The 21,059-nt window shown below is 59.8% G+C and carries 15 protein-coding genes, 4 pseudogenes and 1 riboswitch; of the genes and pseudogenes, 7 read left to right on the top strand and 12 right to left on the bottom strand.

The genetic code is table 11. The features are described from left to right. The first annotated feature begins 1 nt into the window (after position 1). On the top strand, positions 2–568 hold the full coding sequence (locus QAZ47_RS05735; protein WP_063169418.1) for a hypothetical protein: 567 nt from the start codon (positions 2–4) through the stop codon (positions 566–568). Between the two features lie 905 nt (positions 569–1,473). Here the strand turns inward: QAZ47_RS05735 and QAZ47_RS05740 are convergent. The 7 genes from QAZ47_RS05740 to QAZ47_RS05770 all read right to left on the bottom strand — a co-directional run bounded on the left by QAZ47_RS05740 (position 1,474) and on the right by QAZ47_RS05770 (position 7,457). Next, positions 1,474–2,289 (bottom strand): hydroxymethylpyrimidine/phosphomethylpyrimidine kinase, encoded by an 816-nt coding sequence (locus QAZ47_RS05740; RefSeq protein WP_063169417.1) that lies wholly within the window; start codon positions 2,287–2,289, stop codon positions 1,474–1,476. Next, entirely contained in the window at positions 2,280–2,885 is a 606-nt protein-coding gene (locus tag QAZ47_RS05745; RefSeq protein WP_063169416.1) for a thiamine phosphate synthase, read from the bottom strand. Before QAZ47_RS05745 ends, QAZ47_RS05740 begins: the two co-directional genes overlap by 10 nt. Next, a complete protein-coding gene (locus QAZ47_RS05750) occupies positions 2,882–3,655 on the bottom strand; it encodes a thiazole synthase (RefSeq protein WP_024504259.1) in 774 nt (257 codons plus the stop codon). The genes QAZ47_RS05745 and QAZ47_RS05750 overlap by 4 nt, the downstream gene beginning before the upstream one ends. 1 nt (position 3,656) lies before the next feature. Further along, entirely contained in the window at positions 3,657–3,854 is a 198-nt protein-coding gene (gene thiS / locus QAZ47_RS05755) for a sulfur carrier protein ThiS (RefSeq protein WP_024504260.1), read from the bottom strand. Continuing rightward, positions 3,823–4,824: a glycine oxidase ThiO gene (thiO, locus tag QAZ47_RS05760; protein WP_063169415.1), complete on the bottom strand. Its 1,002-nt coding sequence runs from the start codon at positions 4,822–4,824 to the stop codon at positions 3,823–3,825. The genes thiS and thiO overlap by 32 nt, the downstream gene beginning before the upstream one ends. Beyond that, positions 4,821–6,656 carry a phosphomethylpyrimidine synthase ThiC gene (gene thiC / locus QAZ47_RS05765; RefSeq protein ID WP_063169414.1) on the bottom strand — a complete coding sequence of 612 codons (1,836 nt, stop codon included), beginning with the start codon at positions 6,654–6,656 and terminating at the stop codon, positions 4,821–4,823. The genes thiO and thiC overlap by 4 nt, the downstream gene beginning before the upstream one ends. Positions 6,657–6,759: 103 nt before the next feature. Then, a riboswitch (TPP riboswitch) is annotated at positions 6,760–6,876 on the bottom strand. A 317-nt stretch (positions 6,877–7,193) separates the two neighbouring features. Continuing rightward, on the bottom strand, positions 7,194–7,457 hold the full coding sequence (locus tag QAZ47_RS05770; protein ID WP_082826710.1) for a hypothetical protein: 264 nt from the start codon (positions 7,455–7,457) through the stop codon (positions 7,194–7,196). Positions 7,458–7,948: 491 nt separating this feature from the next. On the opposite strand from QAZ47_RS05770, the gene QAZ47_RS05775 reads away from it, so the two are divergent. The 4 genes and pseudogenes from QAZ47_RS05775 (at position 7,949) to QAZ47_RS05790 (ending at position 14,152) form a co-directional block, all read left to right on the top strand. Beyond that, a complete protein-coding gene (locus tag QAZ47_RS05775; protein WP_063169413.1) occupies positions 7,949–9,286 on the top strand; it encodes a metallophosphoesterase in 1,338 nt (445 codons plus the stop codon). Positions 9,287–9,288: 2 nt separating this feature from the next. Next, positions 9,289–11,355: a hypothetical protein gene (locus QAZ47_RS05780; RefSeq protein ID WP_063169412.1), complete on the top strand. Its 2,067-nt coding sequence runs from the start codon at positions 9,289–9,291 to the stop codon at positions 11,353–11,355. Next, a complete protein-coding gene (locus tag QAZ47_RS05785) occupies positions 11,352–12,407 on the top strand; it encodes a hypothetical protein (RefSeq protein ID WP_063169411.1) in 1,056 nt (351 codons plus the stop codon). The genes QAZ47_RS05780 and QAZ47_RS05785 overlap by 4 nt, the downstream gene beginning before the upstream one ends. A gap of 400 nt (positions 12,408–12,807) precedes the next feature. Continuing rightward, positions 12,808–14,152, top strand: a pseudogene (locus tag QAZ47_RS05790) (IS5 family transposase). A gap of 421 nt (positions 14,153–14,573) precedes the next feature. On the opposite strand, the gene QAZ47_RS05795 reads toward QAZ47_RS05790, so the two are convergent. The 3 genes and pseudogenes from QAZ47_RS05795 to QAZ47_RS05805 all read right to left on the bottom strand — a co-directional run bounded on the left by QAZ47_RS05795 (position 14,574) and on the right by QAZ47_RS05805 (position 17,207). Next, positions 14,574–15,632: a class I SAM-dependent methyltransferase gene (locus QAZ47_RS05795; protein WP_024504268.1), complete on the bottom strand. Its 1,059-nt coding sequence runs from the start codon at positions 15,630–15,632 to the stop codon at positions 14,574–14,576. Between the two features lie 57 nt (positions 15,633–15,689). Further along, positions 15,690–15,911: pseudogene (locus tag QAZ47_RS05800) on the bottom strand (insulinase family protein); the annotation flags it as partial. A gap of 1,053 nt (positions 15,912–16,964) precedes the next feature. Continuing rightward, the gene (locus QAZ47_RS05805) at positions 16,965–17,207 is read right to left on the bottom strand and encodes a hypothetical protein (RefSeq protein ID WP_224571023.1); all 243 of its coding nucleotides are present in this window, start codon (positions 17,205–17,207) and stop codon (positions 16,965–16,967) included. Positions 17,208–17,572: 365 nt separating this feature from the next. On the opposite strand from QAZ47_RS05805, the gene QAZ47_RS32070 reads away from it, so the two are divergent. Both QAZ47_RS32070 and QAZ47_RS05815 read left to right on the top strand, forming a co-directional pair. Then, positions 17,573–17,881 carry a helix-turn-helix domain-containing protein gene (locus QAZ47_RS32070; protein WP_236473435.1) on the top strand — a complete coding sequence of 103 codons (309 nt, stop codon included), beginning with the start codon at positions 17,573–17,575 and terminating at the stop codon, positions 17,879–17,881. A 1,181-nt stretch (positions 17,882–19,062) separates the two neighbouring features. Continuing rightward, positions 19,063–19,257, top strand: a pseudogene (locus QAZ47_RS05815) (DUF459 domain-containing protein); the annotation flags it as partial. Between the two features lie 69 nt (positions 19,258–19,326). Here QAZ47_RS05815 and QAZ47_RS05820 read toward each other — a convergent pair. Further along, on the bottom strand, positions 19,327–20,781 hold the full coding sequence (locus QAZ47_RS05820) for a glutamate synthase subunit beta (protein WP_063169408.1): 1,455 nt from the start codon (positions 20,779–20,781) through the stop codon (positions 19,327–19,329). 41 nt (positions 20,782–20,822) lie between these two features. Next, a pseudogene (locus tag QAZ47_RS05825) lies at positions 20,823–20,986 on the bottom strand (thioredoxin domain-containing protein); the annotation flags it as partial. Positions 20,987–21,059 lie beyond the last annotated feature (73 nt).

Consider the following 21,059-nt stretch of genomic DNA (forward strand, 5'->3'; position numbering starts at 1 on the left):
CATGGCGAACGTGGACGAGATCAACCGTCTGACGGCCCTTGGCTTGAACGTCATCACAGCCATGGATGTCGCGGAAGGAAAACTAGACGAAGCCTTCGAGGTCGCCCGCGCTCAGGAGAAACGCAAGGTCGACATCTGGTGCAAAGGAAGAAAGAACATTCCGGTTGCACTGACTGCGATATGGGACTGCGATCCTGCAAACTTCTATCTCGCGTTCGACGGCGATGATCCCAGCGACCACGCTTCGACGGATTTCATTCTTATCGACGCTGATGTCACTGACGTTGGCGGCAGGCTTACCTACGCCGCCAGCAGGGACAAGGGTCCTTGGCATCAACGTTACAAGAGCAAGAGCTGTGGGATCGCCTACCGATGGCTGCATGGCCGCGGTGTCACACCGCCTTTGCTCGGCGAGTACCAAGGCCAAGTTCACATCGTAGGAGGCATGCACCGCTTCCATCTTGCCAAGCACTATGGGACGACGCGCATGCCATTCCTCGTCCGGAGGGCCGAACTAGCCGCAGTAATGGCGTTGATCCCCTCGGCGACCGACACCGCCAACTCGTAATGGCGGGGACTGCAGAAAAGAAGCGAATGAGTTGCGAACTTACCGGGATCACTCCCCGAAAGCTGACCGACGGCTTCCGGCCCCGTTGCGGCCATTCTTACTCCCGCACTTTGGCTTTTCCAGCGCTAAACCGGCCTTGGGCGATGAATGGAAACGGTCAGATGTTCCCGGTCTGTGCTCGAAAAGTCGCATAAAAGGGCAGACTGGTGTGACGTCCGGAATTATTGGGCCTTTCACGGGTTTACCGGTCCCGAATTATCGGTTGCTGGCGGGCGGGCTATGCGATTGAAAACAGGAGAGTTTTCTGGCTAAGGGTGGGGTTTCAGACTGAGTTTACCAATGCCCTTAATGACGATTAATTCTGGATTGGCATCAGGTGATTGGGTTTGCGCAGAATATAGCCGCCCTTATTGGTAAACCCGCTCACGGTCGACAACGGATTGGTCAACCTAGGACGACAGGATTGGTAAACCGGAGCCGCCCTATCGACGAAGGTCTAGCTTGGCGCATTCACTGTCGCCGGTAGGCAGATATTCGGGCGACAATCGGGACCAGCGTGCGACGCCGCCAAGCGTGAGACACGTCGGCTACGCCGCAAATCGACACGGTTTGACCGGGCGCAATACCGCACCGATCTTCTAATCTCGGCTTAATTCCGGAGAGAGGCAGATAATTCCGGACGCCACACTGATTGGTAACCTAAGGCCACCCACCACGCGGATTGGTAGCCCACAGGAATAGGTTTGGTAACCCTTATCGAGTGAGGGCCGCTCGTACCTTTCGGCGGGTTCGTTTCAGTTCTAAGCCCGGCTTAATTCTGGACAACGACAGATAATTCTGGACGGCACAGTGGAACTCAACGCGTTGTAAGGATGGCATAGAGAAGCAGTAGCCCTCCAGTCTCGCTACTGGAAAAATTCTGGAAAATGGGTCTGCTTGGCTGGACGCAGAACGTTGTGATTATTCAGCCGGCATTTCTGAAGCTTCTCGAACACAAACAGCTTGCCTTCGCGCACGCTATCTTCGAGCGACTTCGCCTTCGCCAGATGCGCCGCAATCGCGCTGGCCAGCATGCAACCTGTTCCGCGCATCGATATAGCAAGGCGCGGCGTGTCGAAGTGGATGGGTTCATGATCGGAGCGTAACAGAATATCGGCCGATCGGGGACCCGACGCGTGCCCACCCTTGATCAGCAGGGCCTGAGGGCCGACGGCCTGCAGTCTTTGTCCTTGTTGGAGCGCACCGTCCTCATCCGAAGCCGGTTCGGAACCAGTAAGGAGCGCCAGTTCAGGAAGGTTGGGCGTGACAATGCAGCAAAGCGGCATCAAATCGCGCTTCATGGCAGCGATAGCGCCTGCTTCCAGAAGTGCGCGGCCTGAGGTGGAGGCCAGCACAGGGTCGAGTACTGCCGGCACTTGCGGAAATTTGCGCAGCACTGCGGCAACGGCAACAATGATCTTGGCAGTCGCCAGCATGCCGATCTTGATTGTGGCTACGTCGTTGGCCTGTAGCGCGGCACACATCTGATTGGCCACCATGCTGGGTGGCGAATGATGGATTTCGATCACGGCGTCGTGCGTTTGCACCGTTAGCGCTGTGACGGCGAGACAGGTGCGCACGCCAACGGCAGAGATCGTCTCGATGTCGCGTGCTATTCCAGCACCCCCGCTGGAATCTGATCCGCCAACGACAAGCACATGCGGTTCTCGTCTCATCGCCATCGGTCCGTCTTTTCGATCCATTCTCGCGTGCGCGCTTCGGGGTCGAAGCTCAACGTGATGTCCGTGACCACTGCGGCGCTGTTGGCGCCGGCCTCAAAGACGCCGTCGAGGCGGTCGGGGTTGAGGCCGCCGATGGCGACCAATGGGATCGGCGCCACCCGCCGCTTCCACTCGCTGATCCGCTCTAGCCCTTGCGGTGCCCACTTCATTTTCTTCAAAGTGGTGGGATAGATCGGACCGAGCGCGACATAGTCGGGCTCGGCAAACATGGCCGTTTCCAGCTCGACATGATCATGCGTGCTCAATCCGAGCCTGACGCCCGCTGCCCGTATCCTCGAGAGGTCGGCCGTTTGCAAATCCTCCTGGCCCAGATGCACGAAATCGCAGCCTTCCTCGATTGCCAGGCGCCAATAATCATTGATGATGAGCTGGCTTTTGTGTTGGACACACCAGGCCTTCGACTTGCGGATCTCCGCGCGCAGCCCGGTTTCATCCATGGTTTTGATGCGAAGCTGAATCAGCTTGACGCCGAGCGGCGCCAACCTTTCGATCCAGGCGGCGCTGTCGACGATCAGGTAGAAGGGATCGAGCTTCATGAAAAAACGGCCCTGCCGACCATCGGTGTCGATGGCACGGCGACGTCGCGCGGTTCGAGCATTCCCGAACTGAACGCCTCACGACCGGCGTCGACCGCCTTACCGAAAGCACGCGCCATGCCGACCGGATCTGCCGCCTTGGCGACCGCTGTGTTCAGGAGCACGGCGTCAAAGCCGAGTTCCATGACGGTGGCCGCGTGCGACGGCCGTCCGAGCCCCGCATCCACAATCAGCGGGACGCCAGGGAAATATCCGCGCATCGAGCGCAGCGCCGTCATGTTGACCGGTCCCAAGGCGGAACCGATCGGTGCGCACCACGGCATCAGGACCTTGCAGCCCGCTTCCAGCAGCCGCTCGGCGACAACGAGATCGTCGGTGGTATAGGGGAATACCGCAAAGCCGTCCTCGCACAGGATGCGGGCGGCTTCAACCAGACCGAACACATCCGGCTGTAGCGTGTCGTGATTGCCGATCACTTCGAGCTTGATCCAGTTGGTGCCGAAGACCTCGCGCGCCATTTTCGCGGTGGTGACGGCTTCCTTGACGGAGAGGCAGCCGGCGGTATTGGGCAGGGTTCTGGCGCCCAGCGAGCGGATCAACGACCAGAATTGTTCGCCGGCCCTACCGCCCGCCATCTCACGCCGCAACGAGACGGTCACCACCGACGTGCCCGATGCCTTGACTGCATCGGCAAGGATGGCCGGCGAAGGATACTGAGCCGTGCCGAGAAGCAGGCGCGACGAAAGCTCGGTTCCATAAAGCTCCAACATGCTAGCCGCCCTGCATGGGCGAGAGGATTTCGATCCGGTCGCCGTCGCTCAACTGGAACTCCGCGCGGTTGGCTTTGTGCACGAGGTCGCTGTTGACGGCGGTGGCGAGCCAATCGCCCTCATAGTCGAGCGCGGCAAGCAACTCGGCCAGCGTGGTGGCGGCAATCTCACGCGCCTCGCCGTTGACCATCAGTTTCATGAGCATGCTCCTTGGTTCTGTCTTGACTGAAAACCAGGTCGGCAGCCTGGCGCGCCATGGCGGGGGCGAGGAGAAAACCGTGACGATAAAGACCGTTGATCGCGATGATCTCACCGTCTGTTTCGACGCGTGGCAAATTGTCGGGAAATGCCGGACGGACACCCACACCGGTTTCAACGATCTCGGCCTCACCAAAGGCCGGATGGAGGGCATGGGCGGCGCCCAGCAGCTCCATCATGGAACGCGCCGTCACCGGTCCGGCGCTCTGGCTTTCAATCATCGTCGCTCCGATCATGAAACGGTGATCGGTGCGCGGCACGGCATAAAGCGGAAAGCGTGGATGAAGCAAACGGACCGGCCGCGACAGCGAGACATCAGGCGTGCGAAGGATCAGCATTTCGCCGCGAACACCGCGCAGCCTGTCATCGGCCGCTGCCATTCCCATGCAGTCTATCTGACGGGCGAATCCCGAAACAGGCCGGGCGTCGCAGCCGAAGTGGAATTTGACACCCATGGTCGCAAGCTTGTCATGAAGTGCCGCCATCGCCGGGCGTGGGTCGAGGTGAGCCTCGTCGGGGAAGAGCAATCCACGCCGGAAGCGGCCGGCGAGGTCGGGTTCCAGGAGCGCAATTTCGTTTTCATCGACGCGCCGATGCCCTGACGTGCGACTGGCGAACCGGTCAAGCTCACCGGCATCACGCGGCGCGGCCACGACCAATGTCCCGGCCCGTGTCACCTGACCCGACAGCACCGCATCCCACCAGTCGGCAGCATCGCGTCCGAGATCCAGCACCGGCTGCTCCGCGCTTTCGCGCTCGCACCATGGCGCCAGCATGCCGCCGGCGAACCACGACGCGTTGCCACCAAGGCCATGCCGCATCTCGGCGACGGTGACCGTCGCGCCGCGGGCGGCGAGTTCGAAAGCGACGGTGAGGCCGGCAACGCCGGCCCCTTTGACGAGCACCCTCATGATGGTTTGGGAGCCTCTGGCACGACCGGTACGCCAGTCTCGTCCGCCTGCATGTAGAGATCGCCGCCCTCCCGGTATTTTGCCGCCATTGCCGCCATGCCTTCCTTCTGGGCCTCGGCACGGATGTCGTGGGAAATGCGCATGGAGCAGAATTTCGGCCCGCACATCGAACAAAAATGTGCCAGCTTGTGCGCCTCCTTGGGCAAGGTCTGGTCGTGGAAGGACCGTGCGGTTTCGGGGTCGAGCGACAGGTTGAACTGGTCCTCCCAGCGGAACTCGAAGCGCGCGCGCGAAAGGGCATCATCCCTGGTTTTCGCTGCCGGATGGCCCTTCGCCAGATCGGCTGCATGGGCGGCTATCTTGTAGGTGATCACGCCAATCTTGACGTCGTTGCGGTCGGGAAGGCCGAGATGCTCTTTCGGCGTGACGTAGCAAAGCATTGCGGTGCCGAACCAGCCTATCATGGCGGCACCTATCCCTGAGGTGATGTGGTCATAGCCCGGCGCGATGTCGGTCGTCAGCGGCCCCAACGTGTAGAACGGCGCCTCACCGCACACTGCGAGCTGCTTGTCCATGTTCTGCTTGATCTTGTGCATGGGGACATGGCCCGGGCCTTCGATCATCACCTGGCAGTCCTTTGCCCAGGCAATCTTGGTGAGTTCTCCAAGTGTTTCCAGTTCGGCGAATTGCGCCGCGTCGTTCGCATCGGCGATTGAACCGGGACGAAGGCCGTCGCCGAGCGAGAAGGAGACGTCATAGGCTCTGGCGATGTCGCAGATCTCCTCGAAATGCTCGTAGAGGAAGCTCTCCCGGTGATGGTGCAGGCACCATTTGGCCATGATCGAGCCGCCGCGCGAGACGATGCCCGTGACCCGGTCGACGGTCAGCGGGATGTAGTGCAGCCGCACGCCGGCGTGGATGGTGAAATAGTCGACGCCTTGCTCGGCCTGCTCGATCAGCGTGTCGCGGTAGACCTCCCAGTTCAGATCCTCGGCGATGCCGTTGACCTTTTCCAGCGCCTGATAGAGCGGCACCGTACCGATCGGCACCGGCGCATTGCGCACGATCCAGTCGCGGATGTTGTGGATGTTGCGGCCGGTCGACAGGTCCATCACCGTGTCCGCGCCCCAGCGGATAGCCCAGACCATTTTTTCGACCTCTTCGGCCATCGACGATGTGACAGCCGAGTTACCGATGTTGGCGTTGATCTTGACCAGAAAATTGCGACCGATGATCATCGGCTCGCTCTCGGGATGATTGATGTTGGCGGGAATGATTGCGCGCCCGCGCGCCACCTCGTCGCGCACGAATTCGGGTGTGACGAAATCTGGGATCGCCGCGCCGAAGGCTTCGCCGTCGCGTTGCAGCTTGCCGCGCATCACCTCGCGGCCGAGATTCTCGCGGATGGCTACGAACTCCATTTCTGGCGTGATGATGCCGGCGCGCGCATAGGCAAGTTGGGTCACCGCCTTGCCCTGCTTGGCCTTGAGCGGCCGATTGCGTATCGGAAATTCCGGTGTCAGGCGCTCGCCGGTGGCGAATCCATTGTCTTCCGGCCGGACGTGGCGGCCGTCATAGGCTTCGACATCGCCACGCGCCGTGACCCATTCGTGGCGAAGCCGGGCAAGGCCTTTTTCGATGCTGGTTTCGACTGATGGATCGGTGTAGGGGCCGGACGGATCGTAGACGGTGACGGGCGGTTCGCCGGCCGTCGGATGGACGGAAATCTCGCGCATCGGCACCCTGATCTGCGGGTAGAGGACGCCGGGCTTGTGGATTTTCCGCGAGGCGGGCAGTGGTCCCGTCGATACGGCGGGGGTGAGGGCATTCATCGTGAGGCTCCTTTGCTCATGCATTGGAGACCCAGTTCTGTGCCGGAAGGATGAAAAGACGCTTCTGTAGACCTGCTGCAACAGGACCTCGGGCGTAAACTCCCGCAAAGCGCTTGCACCGTCCCTACGCCAGTATGAACTGGATCAGGTTCAACGGGTCACTGCGCCGCGAAAGCCAGCAGTATCTCAGCCCCTTGCCGGGACTCCCCTGGTGAATGCCTTAGGTTGAACGGGCTGACGCTATCTTGTCAAGCGCATTCGGGCGCCTTCGGCCGGTGGCGACGACCGGCGGCCAGCCGGGCGGAGAGCTCGCGCATGCATCGGGGACAAGTCACGCCCCGTAGACCGGGGCTGAATGGCCAAAGCCTCATTCGCTTCGTGAAGGATGGAGAAACTGTATTGGCCATGTGCGCGTATCGACCAAGTAGCTCAGGCGGTCACGGATGTGGTTATTCTGGTCGAAGGTGACGAACGGCCTTGGGGGTCACCTCCTTTAGGATTCAGAGGTTGGAAGACGGCTTCTCGCGATCACGGCCATCAGGAAATACCTGTCTTCGGCTCAACCTCGACATGGCGTCCGATCGACCGCAGATATACAGCTATCTCGTTCATGAGATGATCGCGTTCGCCGTAGATTTCAGCAATCCTACGCAGCTGTGGCTCGACGGCCCTCCGTTGCGCTGGCGTGAAATCAGCATCGCCAAAGACGTATCCCAAGTTGCCAATCGCGCAAATTTTGCAGCCGGCGTCCACAACTGCTTGTACGAATGCCGGAATGTCTTTTTCTTGCATGGTCTTCATGTCGAACCTCTCGTGAATGGCGTGCTTGCGCCCCAATCTGCCTTTTCAGCGTGTCCTCTGGGCGGCGCAAGCCCTGAGCGTGACTGTGCACGGGCAACCTCGACTATCCCATCTGCCACGCTCTTTAGAATCGGTGGGGTCTGGTGATCGCAGGCTGGGCCACTCAAAAGCCTGCAAGAAGAAAGTCATGGCGACCATTGCTCAAGATCGCAAGGGTGCGTGCAAGACCTTCCGTTGGCAGTCATGCACGCTCGCTCAGAGATAGTCCGGCCGCGGAAATTCTCCCTTATTCGTAAGAAAGCTCATTGAGCAACTGGGCATTGAGCAACTGGGTCTCACGTCACGGGTCTCGTGTGCTTCACAGCCGAAAAATAGCCGCCGTGGCAATTCTCGAAAAGTGCAGGCTACCTCGTTAAGGACACTGCGGATGATCGTTCGCGCTTGGCAAAAGCGAACGGATTAGTCTATGGCTCTCGGCAGGGGGGCGAGTTATGCGGCGGGTGCGAATCCTTCAAGTAGGCGATATTCACTATCCGGACTGGCATCCTTCCTCTAGCAACATCGATGCCAAGGATAGCAAGTTCGCTCCGAAAATAACGCAGAAGCTACGCGCGTCTTCGCTGCGTGCCGTCTTGACGAAACTTCGGCGGCTGACGACTTCGAAGCCCTTGGATTCGATCGCCTTCATGGGGGATTTCACGAGCCGTGGCGACAAGACCTTCATTGCTTCGGCATTCCAGCATTTCACGTTGCTCTGCCGCGCACAGGGACGCAGTTCAAAGGCGCTTCCGTTGATATTCGTACCGGGAAATCACGATGTGAACCGTGATGACGCGCGCGAACTTGGACCGACTGAGAAATTCAGCGAAATGGCGAGTTTAGCCGCCCGCTTGGGTTGGCAGACCGTTCCCGTGGACCAACCCGTGCACTTCAGACTTCCGACAGGATCCGCAGGCGCAAACTTCATCCTCGTCAACACAGCGATAGGCAGTTGGGAGCTTCAAAACCTTCCCGCGTTCCTTCGTGATCGTCTCGAGGCACTCAGTCCTTCTACAGAGCCTCTAGATCTCGGCTCGCCGGACATCTCGGGACATTCGCCCGCGACACCTCCCAGCGATCCAGACAAGGAGGCGTCCGACGACGAGTATTACGGTCAGATGGACACGCCATACATCTCGCGTGAGATGCTTGCAGGCCTACAGGAATTGCTCCAGCAGCCCGACATGCGTTACGGCATCATAATCGGCCATCACAATCTGCTGCCACAAAAGACTCCGCGCATTACGCCATACGCGGAGATGCTCAACAGCGGATTTGTCAGAACTCAGCTGCTGCAGGGCAACAAGCCTATCGTCTACCTGCATGGACACATACATGCTGATCCGGTCGAGATCGTCAACGATCCAAGGTTTCCGGACGGCAAATTGATCTGCATCTCAGCACCAGAGATACAGTCAGGTTTCAATGAGCTCGTCTTCTTCACGACCGATCAGGGAGAGCTCGTCGGCATCCGACTTATACCCTACCGCACCAATGTCGCCGACGGGACGGTCATGGAAGGCGAACATTGCTTTATTTCGACCATGTCCAACGGCAAGGCCTTTCTGAACAACGACACGTTTGACCTGCTGCGCCGACTGCGCGACCATGCCACCAGGCGCGGGAATGGGTTACTCTTCTGGGACGAGATCACTGAGATTGCTGCCTCCGCCGAGCTCGGGCTAGATCTGGAAGACTCTCTTCTGATGCTCCAAGCGGCGCGCTTCATCGAGATAGACGGCCTCACCAAGGCAAACTCGGCTTGGCGCATTAAGGTAAGGGACGAATAGCGATGGAGAATCCGTTCGGCCCCAACAGGATCGAGTACGAAAGCCGCCCGATACTGTGGTTCAGTCAGAAGTCGGCGTTGATTTCTGCCGCCGCCAAGCCGGTCTTCGTCGCAGGGACGAGAGGCAGCGGCAAGACCAGCATTCTTCGCTCGCTTTCCACAGTCCATATTCTTGAAGACAAAAGTCTCTCGGACCAAGTCGGCAAGCTCGCTTGGTATGGCGTCTTCTTCCAGCTCAATGAGACATTCTCGCCCCTAATCGACAACGCCGTTCTGAACCTCATTCCGGAGCGGATACGCTTCGACACGGCCGCCGTGATCCCGCGGCAATTCGTAATCTTCTCTCACTATCTGGAGCTGAAGATAGTCGAACGCCTGCTCGAGAGCATCGGCCAGCTCAGACGCGACGGCCACTTGAAATACCGGGCCTCCGAAGATAGGGACGTCGCCCTGGCACTGCATCGCGAAGTGCTGCACTTCATACCCCAACCTGCCCGTCTCGACTTCTTCAGCATCGATGAGCTGCGGGGTGGGATAACCCGGTACGTCGACGAATGCTTCAACGCGTTCTTCTTTGCCGCCGATGCCGGAGCGACCGGCTTCAGAGCAACAGACCCTGGCGCGATCATTAACAAGGTCGCGACCGCGATCACTCCACTTTTAAATGGCCCATCTTTCGCCGGTGACAGGGCGCCCTTCTTCAAGATACTGATTGACGACTGTGAAGCACTGACACCGCTCCAACAGCAGTTCCTGAACACCTTGGTGAGAAAGACGCGCGGCAACGTGAAATGGGTCCTCGCCTACATCGGCGGCCTCTACGACACGATCCGGACGATCATACCCGGCCAGTCGCTCTCGAATGCTGACCGGGACGTCGAGAATCTTGATTCAGTCGATCCGAGGGAGTTCGCCACGCTGTGCGAGAACGTGTCGTCGCTTCGGCTGTACTATGCGCTTCCTGACCATCTGCGGAGTGATCTCGAGCGCAACGATGCGCTCAGCGCGTTTTCGCTCAAAAACCGGCTGGGGCGGCTTTCCGTCAATGACATCATCGAGCGGGTTATCATATCGGGTCATTCCGAGGGCAGAGAAGAGCTTGTGGCACTTGCTGATGCAGCACGTGAATTCCTCTCCGTGAATTTGAGGACGGCGGATCAGCAGCAATTCCTTCTTGATCGAAAAGCGCGCCCTTATGCCGAAGGGCTGGCGCTCGCGCTCATGAACCCGGAAATTAAGCGCCGGCCCATGAGCAAGGCGGATGCTTCAAATCTGAAGAGGTCGATCGCCCGGAAACAGGGATGGGCTTTTCTGAAAGCGTGCCAGATGCTGCGTCTGCATGACTACCCGTACGTAGGGCACCAGATCATCACATCATTGAGCGACGTCTGTATACGCGATTTCCTTGATATAATGGGAGAGATCTTCCGCCGCAGTGTTCCGAGTTCCAGTGATCCACGAAAACTGGTGGAATTCATCAACTCGGATTTACAGATTCATCTCGAACAGCAGAGACAGGCTGTGAACGCCGCCTCTCAACGGAAGCTTGATGGACTTCAGGCGCTTTCACATCCGTACGAAGAAGAGAGCGTGCGCATGGTGCGGGCGTTGGGTTACCTGACCGCTCGCCTCCAGACAGAGTTTGCCGAAGAAAATGCTCTAGGAACGACAGAGAGAGGCATTTTCAGGGTTGATCTAAAGGAAATGCGCTCGCTGGTGAACCGACTGGAGCAACCCAGCGGAAAACTGGACGAGGTCCTGCGTCGGGCGGAAAGGGATGGGTTTATCCGGGAGGTCTCCGCCGCCGGCAACTTTGAGGTGGACCGCGCCGACCCCGCATCGAAGGAGATGATGATCAGATTGCATCGGCGATTTGCACCTTACTTCGGGTTCTCCTATCGCGGCCCGTACGAAATCAACACAATCCCTGCGGCGCGGATGGTCGACCTGCTTTTTACCAGGCATCGGCTCCCAGAAGACTGGGCCGACTCGGTGTTTAAGGAGCTCGTCGCGCGGCCCGCACTCAAGACCGAATTCCAGCACTCGCTTTTCGAGAGCGATCTCGAATGACCGCTTCAACTGTCGAGTATCGAGTCTTCGGCCATCTGGCCGTCACCGAGAAGGCGAGAGATGCAGGTACCTGCGAAACGATGGAGGCAGATATCGCGATCGTCGCGCTTGGATGGGAAACGCGTTTCGCCGCGTTCGAAAACCATCTTGACCTGAAGGTCGGCAAGATCGTGGTTCTGGACTTTGCTCTGAAGGAAGCGAACGTCCCAGCCGTCGAAGAAAACCGGCGAAAGCTCATCGCTATGGGTACCCGATGGGGCGTCGAAGTGACTGTGATCACCCTCGAGCCTTCCATCGAGTATCAGAAGAACATCAATCTCCTCGATCACCTGCTCACTCAGATGGCCGCTTCATGTGGCTCATACGAAGGAAGCCTGCGGAAGGTTTTCGTCGAGTGCTCGACGATGCCGCGAATCTACATCCAATGGCTGATTGCGGTGGCATTCAAGAAAATGTCGATTCAGTCTCTCGAATTCGGGTACGCCGAAGGTATCTACGGGAACGCGATCGGCAAAGAGGATTTTTCCAGCGGCTTGGACCGATACGTCACCGTCCCTCATCTTCAAGGCAGCGGAGGAATGGGCGAAGAGAAAGTCCTGCTCGTGGGGATCGGAGGAGATGCCGACGTATTCTACGGATTGATCGATATCGTCAGTCCGGAACGGATCTCGCTCCTCGTCCCAAGAAGCGACAAGAATGCGCATATCGATGCTTTGCTCGATCAACAGGTGGCCAAGGTACGTGAAACCCACCGGCTCGAAGATGGCGAAGTTCGCGACATCCAGGCTTTCGGGCTGATGGCCCACCTCGATGCTTTCGAGACGTATCTCGACGGGTTCGGCTCGCGTGCGGTGGTGAACGTTTTTGTCAGCGGCCCGAAGGTTCAGGCCATCGCTGCTGCCGTGCTCGCCTGCTCCGACAGCCGCGTCCATCTCAAGGCAAGAATTCCCACCTCCTATGCCCATCGTGAAGTCTCAGCGAATGGGCGGTATCATATCTATAGGCTGATTGACCTGACATCCCCTGCCTGCAGCCTTCCCGGGACGTTCTGACACTATCTTGCATTCGAGTAGCATCATGGTCCCAGTAGCCGTTCCGCCAAGCCTTCAGCGCATGTTCGTGTCGCCCGATCCGGTCGATGGGGGGCTAATTCCCACTTGGAAGCTGCTCTACATCAGATCAGGGGGGAATGCAGACTGGCAGAATTCCGTCTAATTAGCGACTAGCTAAAACATATACTCAGGCGAGACTGTTCAGCATAGAAATAGTGAGTCGGCCGTGAACTATCCGCAAGCCATTGATCTGGCCTGTTGATTGAGGCGGATAGCGGCTTTGGAATTGCAGGATTAGCGGTATTTGGACGCTGTTTTCCTGCAATTCGGTTTTGCGATTCCCTTGTGGCGCGGAGCGTGATTCACTCGGTTCGGCGGCGGCGAATCGAGGGGACAGCGAATGTCCAGGCCACGCGAGAAGCGCGAGACGGGAGAGCAGGACCTGTTCCGCTCCCGGCTCGACCAAATCATCAACATGAAGCACGAGCTGGTGCGGCTGGCGCAGGCGATCGACTGGCCGGTGCTGGAGGAGCGTTTCGGCGCCGTCTATTCGGACGGCCCCGGCATGCCGCCGCTGCCGACCCGGCTGATGGCGGGGCTGGCGATCCTCAAGCACACCTTCAACCTGTCGGATGAGGTGCTGTGCGAGCGCTGGGTGGAGAACCCTTATTTCCAGTATCTCACCGGCGAGACGTTCTTTTGCCATACGCTGCCGTTCGACCGCTCCTCGATGACGCGTTGGCGCAGCCGTATGGGCGAGGAGCGGATTATGGTGCTGTTGCAGGAGAGCCTCAGCCTCGCGGTCAAGACCGGGGCGATGAAACCGGCCGACACGCGCCAGGTGATCGTCGACACCACCGTGCAGCCGAAGAACGTCATGTTCCCGACCGACGCCAAGCTCATCCATCGGGCACGCGAACGGCTGGTGCGGCTGGCCAAGAGGACGGGTCTCCATTTGCGCCAGAGTTATGTGCGGGTCGGCAAGCTGGCGCTGATCAGCCACCAGCGCTATGCCCACGCCAAGCAGTTCAAGCGGGCCAACAAGGCGCTACGCAAGCTCAAGACCTATCTCGGCCGGACCATTCGCGACATTGGTCGCCAGATCGCCGGCGATCAGGGGCTGGACGCTGTTCAAATGGCCGCTCTACCAGGCCGCCACCGTTCTCGAGCAACGCCAGCGCCAGCGCGGCCGCAAGATCTACAGCCTGCACGCACACGAGGTGGAATGCATCGGCAAGGGCAAGGCGCATGCGCCCTACGAGTTCGGGGTGAAGGTGTCGGTGGCCACCACGCTGAAGCGCTCCAGGGGCGGCCAGTTCGCCCTGCATGCAAAAGCACTGCCCGGCAATCCCTATGACGGCCACACGCTGGCAAGCGTCATCCCCGACATGGAAAAGACCATCGGCAACGAGATCGGCCGCATCCTCGCCGACGCCGGCTATCGCGGCCACAACGCACCGCAGAGCCACAAGCTCAGGGTCTTCACCGCGGGCCAGAAACGCCGCGTCACCCCAGCCATCAAGCGCCAGATGCGACGGCGGTCGGCGGTCGAGCCCGTCATCGGCCACATCAAGAGCGAACACAGAATGGGCCGCAACTACCTCGCCGGCCAGCAGGGCGACACCCTCAACGCCATCCTGGCCGCCGCCGGCTACAACTTCTCCCTCCTGCTCAGGTGGCTGAAGGGGTTTTTGTCGCTCTTGATTGCCCTGCTTCAAATCCGGCCGAAGCCGGTCGCCGCTTAGGGCTCGGATTGTTCACGGTCGACTAGTGAGCACTCTCCAATATGTTAGGCTCTGTCGCAGTAGCGCAACAAGCTCAGTCTTTGGATGGGTGGTATGAGGATGAGACGACTGAATGTGTACAGGCTCAGTCTTTTTATCGAGGCTCTCGTTTTTGTCGTAAGCGCGTTCGGTGCGACGTGGCTTACCAGCTTTGTGAACGCGCCATGGTGGACATATGTGATTATAGCGGCCATCGCTATGGGCATGTTCGTCGCCGTGCGTGGGGTCCTTTCTGAGCCGCAACGTATGGGACTCTTGGCACACAACTCGGCAGCGACCTCTGCGTGAACCCAGACGCCTTGAAAATGTGCCCGATGCGTCCGGATTTTTGGCGGTGATCTTCATCAAATGCGATGAGCTGCAATTTCTGGCGACGGCCACGCTAAGGGCGGGCCTCCAGCACCATGTTGAACGGTGTCTCCGCGGCGCGACGCAATCGCTTGAAGCCGCCGCCGGTCACAACCTTGCGCAGCCTCGCCTCACCGGCCTGGGCTCCAAGCGCGAGCCCGACTTCCTGCGACACGGATGCGGGCGTGCACACGAAAGTGGAAGCGGCATAGTAAACGCGGCCGACGGGATTGAGGTTCGCCGCCAGATGATCATGCGCGAACGGCTCGACGATCATCCACGTGCCGTCCGGCTTGAGCGATCCGTGGACATGGGTGGCGGCGCCCGTCGGGTCGCCCATGTCGTGAAGGCAATCGAAGAATGTGACGAGGTCATAGGTTCCGGGATAGCTCTTGGCGGCCGCCACGTCGAACCGCGTGTTAACGCCGACGCCGGCTACCTCGGCCGCCTTGCGGGCGCGCTCAATCGAAGGGGCATGATAGTCGAAGCCGACGAAGCGCGAATTGGGGAAGGCCTGTGCCATGAGCACGGTCGATGCACCATGACCGCATCCAACATCCGCGACGTCCACGCCGCGTTCGAGCTTCTCGACGACGCCCTCCAAGGCCGGCAGCCAGGAGTCGATCAGATTGGCATTGTAGCCTGGACGGAAGAACCGTTCCGTACCGCGAAACAGACACGCGCTATGATCGTGCCACCCGACGCCCTTGCCGGACTGGAATGCCTGCCTCACCTTTTCTTCATCGAGCCACAGCGCGGACAGGAACTCGAATGCGCCTGCCATGAAGGCCGGGCTGTCTTCATCAGCGAACACCAGCTCTTGCTCGGCGTTGAGATAGAATTTGTCGCTCGCTTCATCGTAGTCGACGTAACCCGCCGCCGCCTGCCCGGAAAGCCATTCCCTTACGAGGCGTTCCTGGGTGCCGGTGCGTGTCGAAAGTTCGGCGGCCGTCATCTTGCCGCCTTCGCGCAATGCCTTGAACAGGCCGAGTCTGTCCCCCAGCAGGACTCCCGCGCCCGTTGCGATCGCACCGAGATCGCCGACCATTTTCCCCAAGAATGCGTCCAACTTTTCCTGATTCGCTTCAGACATCTGAATCTCCCTTTGGGTTCAATCTCTCCAGGCGACGGAGCCGTGCTCGTCATGAGGCGCCTTGAGCATCAGATGCTCGAAGACATGCAGATATCCCCGGCGGCTCATTCCGCGCTGCCGATCCTGCACCAGACCATATGGGTGACGACCGGCGCGGTGGTCGGGAATGACAGCCACCTCCATGCCGTTGAAAAGCAGGAAATCCGTCACTTTGCCCTCGTCGGTAACCGGCGGAGCCGGAGTGGTCGTCACCAGGGCAAGCCCTGTTGCAGCAGGTATCCTTGGGCAGCCTGTCAGAACATCGATGACTCCGGTTGTGGTGCCGGGGTGGGCGATCAGGGGCCAAGTGATTGTTCCGCGGCGGCTGTATGTTGTGGTAAGGTGATCATGCGAACTCTTGTTGGTCGGTCACGTGTTTTGCGGATGACCCGCATGTACTGTGCCAAATGAGAAAACCATTCAAACGCAATCCAGTAGATCTGACTGTATCCGACATTGTCGGAATTTGGACATCGCCGAACGCGAAGCGCTCGGGGCTTGTGACGATACTTGAGCGTGCTGCTTCGGAGGAGGGATGAGCCTCGAACCGGCCGCGAGGCCTTTTTCTGGCAACGGATATTCCGGCCGGGTTAGGCCGCGAGGAAAGCGACGGTGAATAAGAGGTAGAGGACCAACCGTTTTGAGCGGGTAGTTGCCGTGTTGCGCCCCCAGGCAAAGGCCAGCACCACGGAGCAGTATTTCTGGTGGCGATACTACAACGCCTTTTAGTGCCGGTTACCCGTTTTTACCCAGTTGGCCTGGTGCATTCAGAGCGAGCTCGTTGGAAACCGCTTATTGTGGCTATGAGCGAACTCGGGATGGAGGAGTGGACCCAAAAATTGGCAAAATGCCCCAGGGAGGATTACATGGGTCGCTCATTCCCCGTACTCGTTACAGGTGCGCGTCGCTTCGCAAACAGCTTGCTTTTGACTTGGCGTTTTTTGCCGTCTCGGCATCGCTCACTAATTCGGCCGCTGCCGACACCGTGAACTGGCGTCAATTCGAAGGGACCAGCATAACTTGGGCCTACGACATCCACCCCTATGCGGATGCTCTCGCTGCGCAATTTCCGGAGTTCGAGAAGCTGACCCGGCATCAAGGTCACGCCGGAACTCTACCCAGACGATTCTTACTGGAACAAGATGACGATCCAACTGACGACGAAGTCGCCAGCATGGGATGTGTTCGGCACTGGCATTCAGCCCGCGTAGGACCTCGCTCCGAGTGGCGCCCTGGAGCCGCTGGACAAATACCTGAGCGATTGGAAGCTTACCGATGCTGGATACGACTACATTACGTGGACATGATCAAGAAGTGCGCGGCTCCTTCCTTCGCGTCCGGCCGCAGCGCGATGACGATCGACTCAAATATGTTCGGCTTCTGGAACGATGTTGCGGGGAAGCCGGCATCCGGCAAGATCGCCTTCGCTCCGCCGCTGCACGCACCGAGCGCCACGAGCTTGGAGTCTGACATCTGGATCTGGGCTCTCGCCATGAACGCGGCTTCCGAAAAGAAGGGCACGGCCTGGCTGTTCATCCCGTGGGCCACCTCCAAGCAGGTGGCGCTCAAGGGTGCCCTTGCTGGCCAGCTCGTCAATCCGCCGCGCACGTCGACCTGGCAGACGACACCTGGACTAAGTACGCTTCGCAGCCCGAGTTCAACAACTTCGTTGACAGCTTCAAAAAGATACAGGACCAAGCCGCGCTGGCTTTCACACCGCGTGTCGGCTTCGGCGAAGCCATGAACGCATGGGCCGTGGCGATGCAGAAGATGGTAAACGGCGATGACGTCGAGACGACGTTGAGGGCGCTTGCCGAAGAAATCCGCACTGGCCTCTGATCAAAAGGAACAGGGCAGTACTATTGCACTGCCCTGTTCCCGCCAACGGCGGAGATCACGCCGTGTCACCCCAAGCACTTAAACCCAGCGTGCCGATGGCAGCCGAAGGACCTGGCGCGCGCGCCTCGTCCGGTTCGGCTTCGCTGGAGGGGCGTTCCATCGACTGTTTCAGCCTTGCAATCATCCAGGCGCTGGCCAAAAGCCAGATGGAGCGCCGGCTCAGGAACCGGCGCAAAAACTCGAGCCTGCCGGCGCTGATCGAGCTGGTGCTGGCGCGGCCGCTGGTGTCGGCAGGTCTGGTCGCGGCCGAGCTGAAAATTAGCCAGCGCGCTGCGCTCGGGCTGGTGCCGAACTCGGCATCCGTGAGGTGACCGGCAGGGGGCGCTACCGGGCGTGGGACCCCGTTTAGCTGCGGCGGGCTTTGGCGAAAGCGACAGCACTGATGATTTTTGCTGTACGCTCATTCTCCCTCATCTGCGCGTTGACAGAAAACCAGCAGGCGAGGGTCACAGCACGCTGTGCTCCCCGCGATTTCCGGAAAACCAATGAAAAACGACTTTGATCGATCGCGCGGGACGTATCATTCAACCATGTCGAGAACGGGCGTGACGGCACGTACACTATGGACCGAGAGAACTTTGTCTGGCGACTTTGCGCACGCTTGCAAAACTCTTCGGAAAACTTCCTTCTGTTGATCCAATGATCGTAATGAGCTGGAGTGGCATCGCCGCTCTCCTCGGTTCTTGCTCTCTCAGTTGAACTTGATGCTAGCCTGCACGAAAACGCCGTAGCGCTTTGCCTTCCAATCGTCGGCCTGCGGGGAACCACGACCGCCCATTGCCTCTTCGAAATGAGCGGTGCCGTTATTCGCCACGGCCGCAACACCGCCTCGAGCTGGACGCCATGCCCATCGCCGTCTTCGGGAATTAGCTTGATCTTGGGCGCATGTGGTGCTGCTCTTTGCCGTCGAGCCGCGTGAAGAGGAACGCCACGTCACCAGAAAGGCTGAGTCGCTCGGTGAGTTGCGTCTGCCCGGCCAAGCCGAGTCGCAGCGAATGCCAATCGTTGTCCTGGCTGAGAGGTTGACGTAGGTGGGACGGTTGGCACACAGGTTCCCCAGTTGGTCGCCTGCTGCGTGCAACCGAAAGCATCGTAGCTCTCGTGCCAGAAATTGTTGCCAACAAAAGCACCGATGCGGTAGCGCGGTGAGTTCAAGAAATTATATCCAAGATCGGCGGTGAAATAGCTGACGCCGCCCCCGCGCTGATCACTGAATGTGTTTGAGTAGCCCCCCATTTCCGTAAGAAGTCCTCGTCATGAGAAAATCCTCCCTGATGCCGCCCGCACCGAGGAGGCCTTTACGAAAATGCCAGTCGGATTGTGGACTCGAATGCGCGTCTAGATCGTCATAGGTGAGCCGCGAGACCAGTGACGTACCTTTATGATTGTAAAGTTCCTTCGATGCGTTGCCGGTACTGGCCAGTAACGTAGTCCACCCTCGAAGGAAAAGACTGAGGCCGCCGACCCGGCTACCGACGCCGACTCGCAATCACCGGCACTCGACGGCGGTTCGGAACTTCTCGGTGCCGCAGCGCCGGCCAAGCCGGACGGGCCCGGTGAAAAATTCGTCGTCGAGGGCAAGGCGCCCGCTGCTGCGCCCGGCCGCGCCGACGATTTTTCTTGGCCGCCAAGGCGGCAGCCTGCGGCCGGGGCCACAACCGAAACGACCACGGCGATCAGTCCGTAAGCTGCCCGGGGCAGCGGAAGGGCGGAAAGCGCCTTCAGGTGGCCGCACAAGTAGGGTCTCGAGACGGACTCAGCGCGGCAGCACGCTCGATCCCATCAGCGCCTCATCGATGGCGCGCGCCGCCTGGCGGCCCTCGCGGATCGCCCAGACGACCAGCGACTGGCCGCGCCGCACGTCGCCCGCCGCATAGAGCTTTTCGACGCTGGTCCTGTAGTCCCGGTCATTGGCCTCGACATTCTTCGAGCGGCGGCTGTCAATGGCGATCTTCATCTGGCCGGCCAGTTCCGACACCGGCCCGCGAGCGGCTGGCCCGGCAAAGCCGATGGCGATGAACGCGAGATCGGCGCGGATGACGAATTCGGTGCCGGCGATCGGCTTGCGCTTTTCGTCGACTTCGCAGCATTTGACCCCGGTCAGCTGGCCGTTTTCGCCGATGAATTCAAGCGTCGCCACCTGGAATTCGCGCTCGGCGCCTTCGGCCTGCGAGGATGACGTGCGCATCTTGGTCGCCCAGTATGGCCAGACCGACAGCTTGTCTTCCTTTTCCGGCGGCTGCGGCCGGATGTCGAGCTGGGTGACGCGCACCGCGCCCTGGCGGAAGGCGGTGCCGACGCAGTCGGAGGCAGTGTCGCCGCCGCCGACGACGACGACATGCTGGCCGCCGGCGAGGATCGGATGCGACGGCCACGCCACCGACTGGATCGGTTCGCCGCCGACACGCCTGTTCTGCTGCACCAGATAGGGCATCGCGTCATGCACGCCGCCGAGATCGTCGCCGGGAATGCCGGCCGCGCGCGGCGTTTCGGAACCGCCGCAATAAAGCACGGCGTCATGTTCGGCGAGCAGCTCGGCAACCGGCTTGTCGACGCCGACATTGACGCCGCAATGGAAGGTGACGCCCTCGCCCTGCATCTGCTCGATGCGCCGGTCGATATAGTGCTTCTCGATCTTGAAGTCGGGAATGCCGTAACGCATCAACCCGCCGGGCCGGCTCTCGCGCTCATAGACATGGACGTCGTGGCCGGCGCGGCCGAGCTGCTGGGCAGCCGACATGCCGGCCGGGCCGGAGCCGATGACGGCGACGCGCTTGCCGGTCTTCTTCTCCGGCGGATAGGGCCTGATATGGCCGGTCTCGTAAGCCTTGTCGGCGATCGCCTGCTCGACCGTCTTGATGGCGACGGGGATGTCCTCGAGGTTCAGCGTGCAGGCTTCCTCGCAAGGTGCGGGGCAGATGCGGCCGGTGAACTCCGGGAAATTGTTGGTCGAATGCAGGTTGCGGATCGCATTGTCCCAGTCGCCATTGTAGACGAGGTCGTTCCAGTCCGGGATCTGGTTGTGGATCGGGCAGCCCGTCGGCCCATGGCAGAACGGAATGCCGCAATCCATGCAGCGCGCGGCCTGTTTCTCGACCTCTTTGTCGGACATCGGCAGCGTGAATTCGCGGAAATGCCGGATGCGGTCGGAGGCCGGCTGGTACTTGTGCACCTGCCGGTCGATTTCGAGAAAGCCTGTTACCTTGCCCATAGTCCAGTTCCTGCTGTCCAGATGGTGCGCCTGGCGACGCCCTGCAGCTGGATCAGATGGGGCATCCCGTCCACACATGGGCCGCACCAAGTTGCCCAAAATTCGACTATGTACACTTGCCGGGCTCAAAGCTCGTGAGGGGCTCGCCATGCAGCCAGTTCTCGACTCTAATCGAAGGAGCCGGGGACTCCATCTGCAATACCACGTTGCGGTCCAAAGCTATTTCCAAAGGTTTCTGCACGAGCTGGTTTCCTCTCAGAGACGGCACACGGGTTCAG

The sequence above is a fragment of the Mesorhizobium sp. WSM4904 genome, assembly GCF_029674545.1.
Lineage (GTDB): Bacteria > Pseudomonadota > Alphaproteobacteria > Rhizobiales > Rhizobiaceae > Mesorhizobium.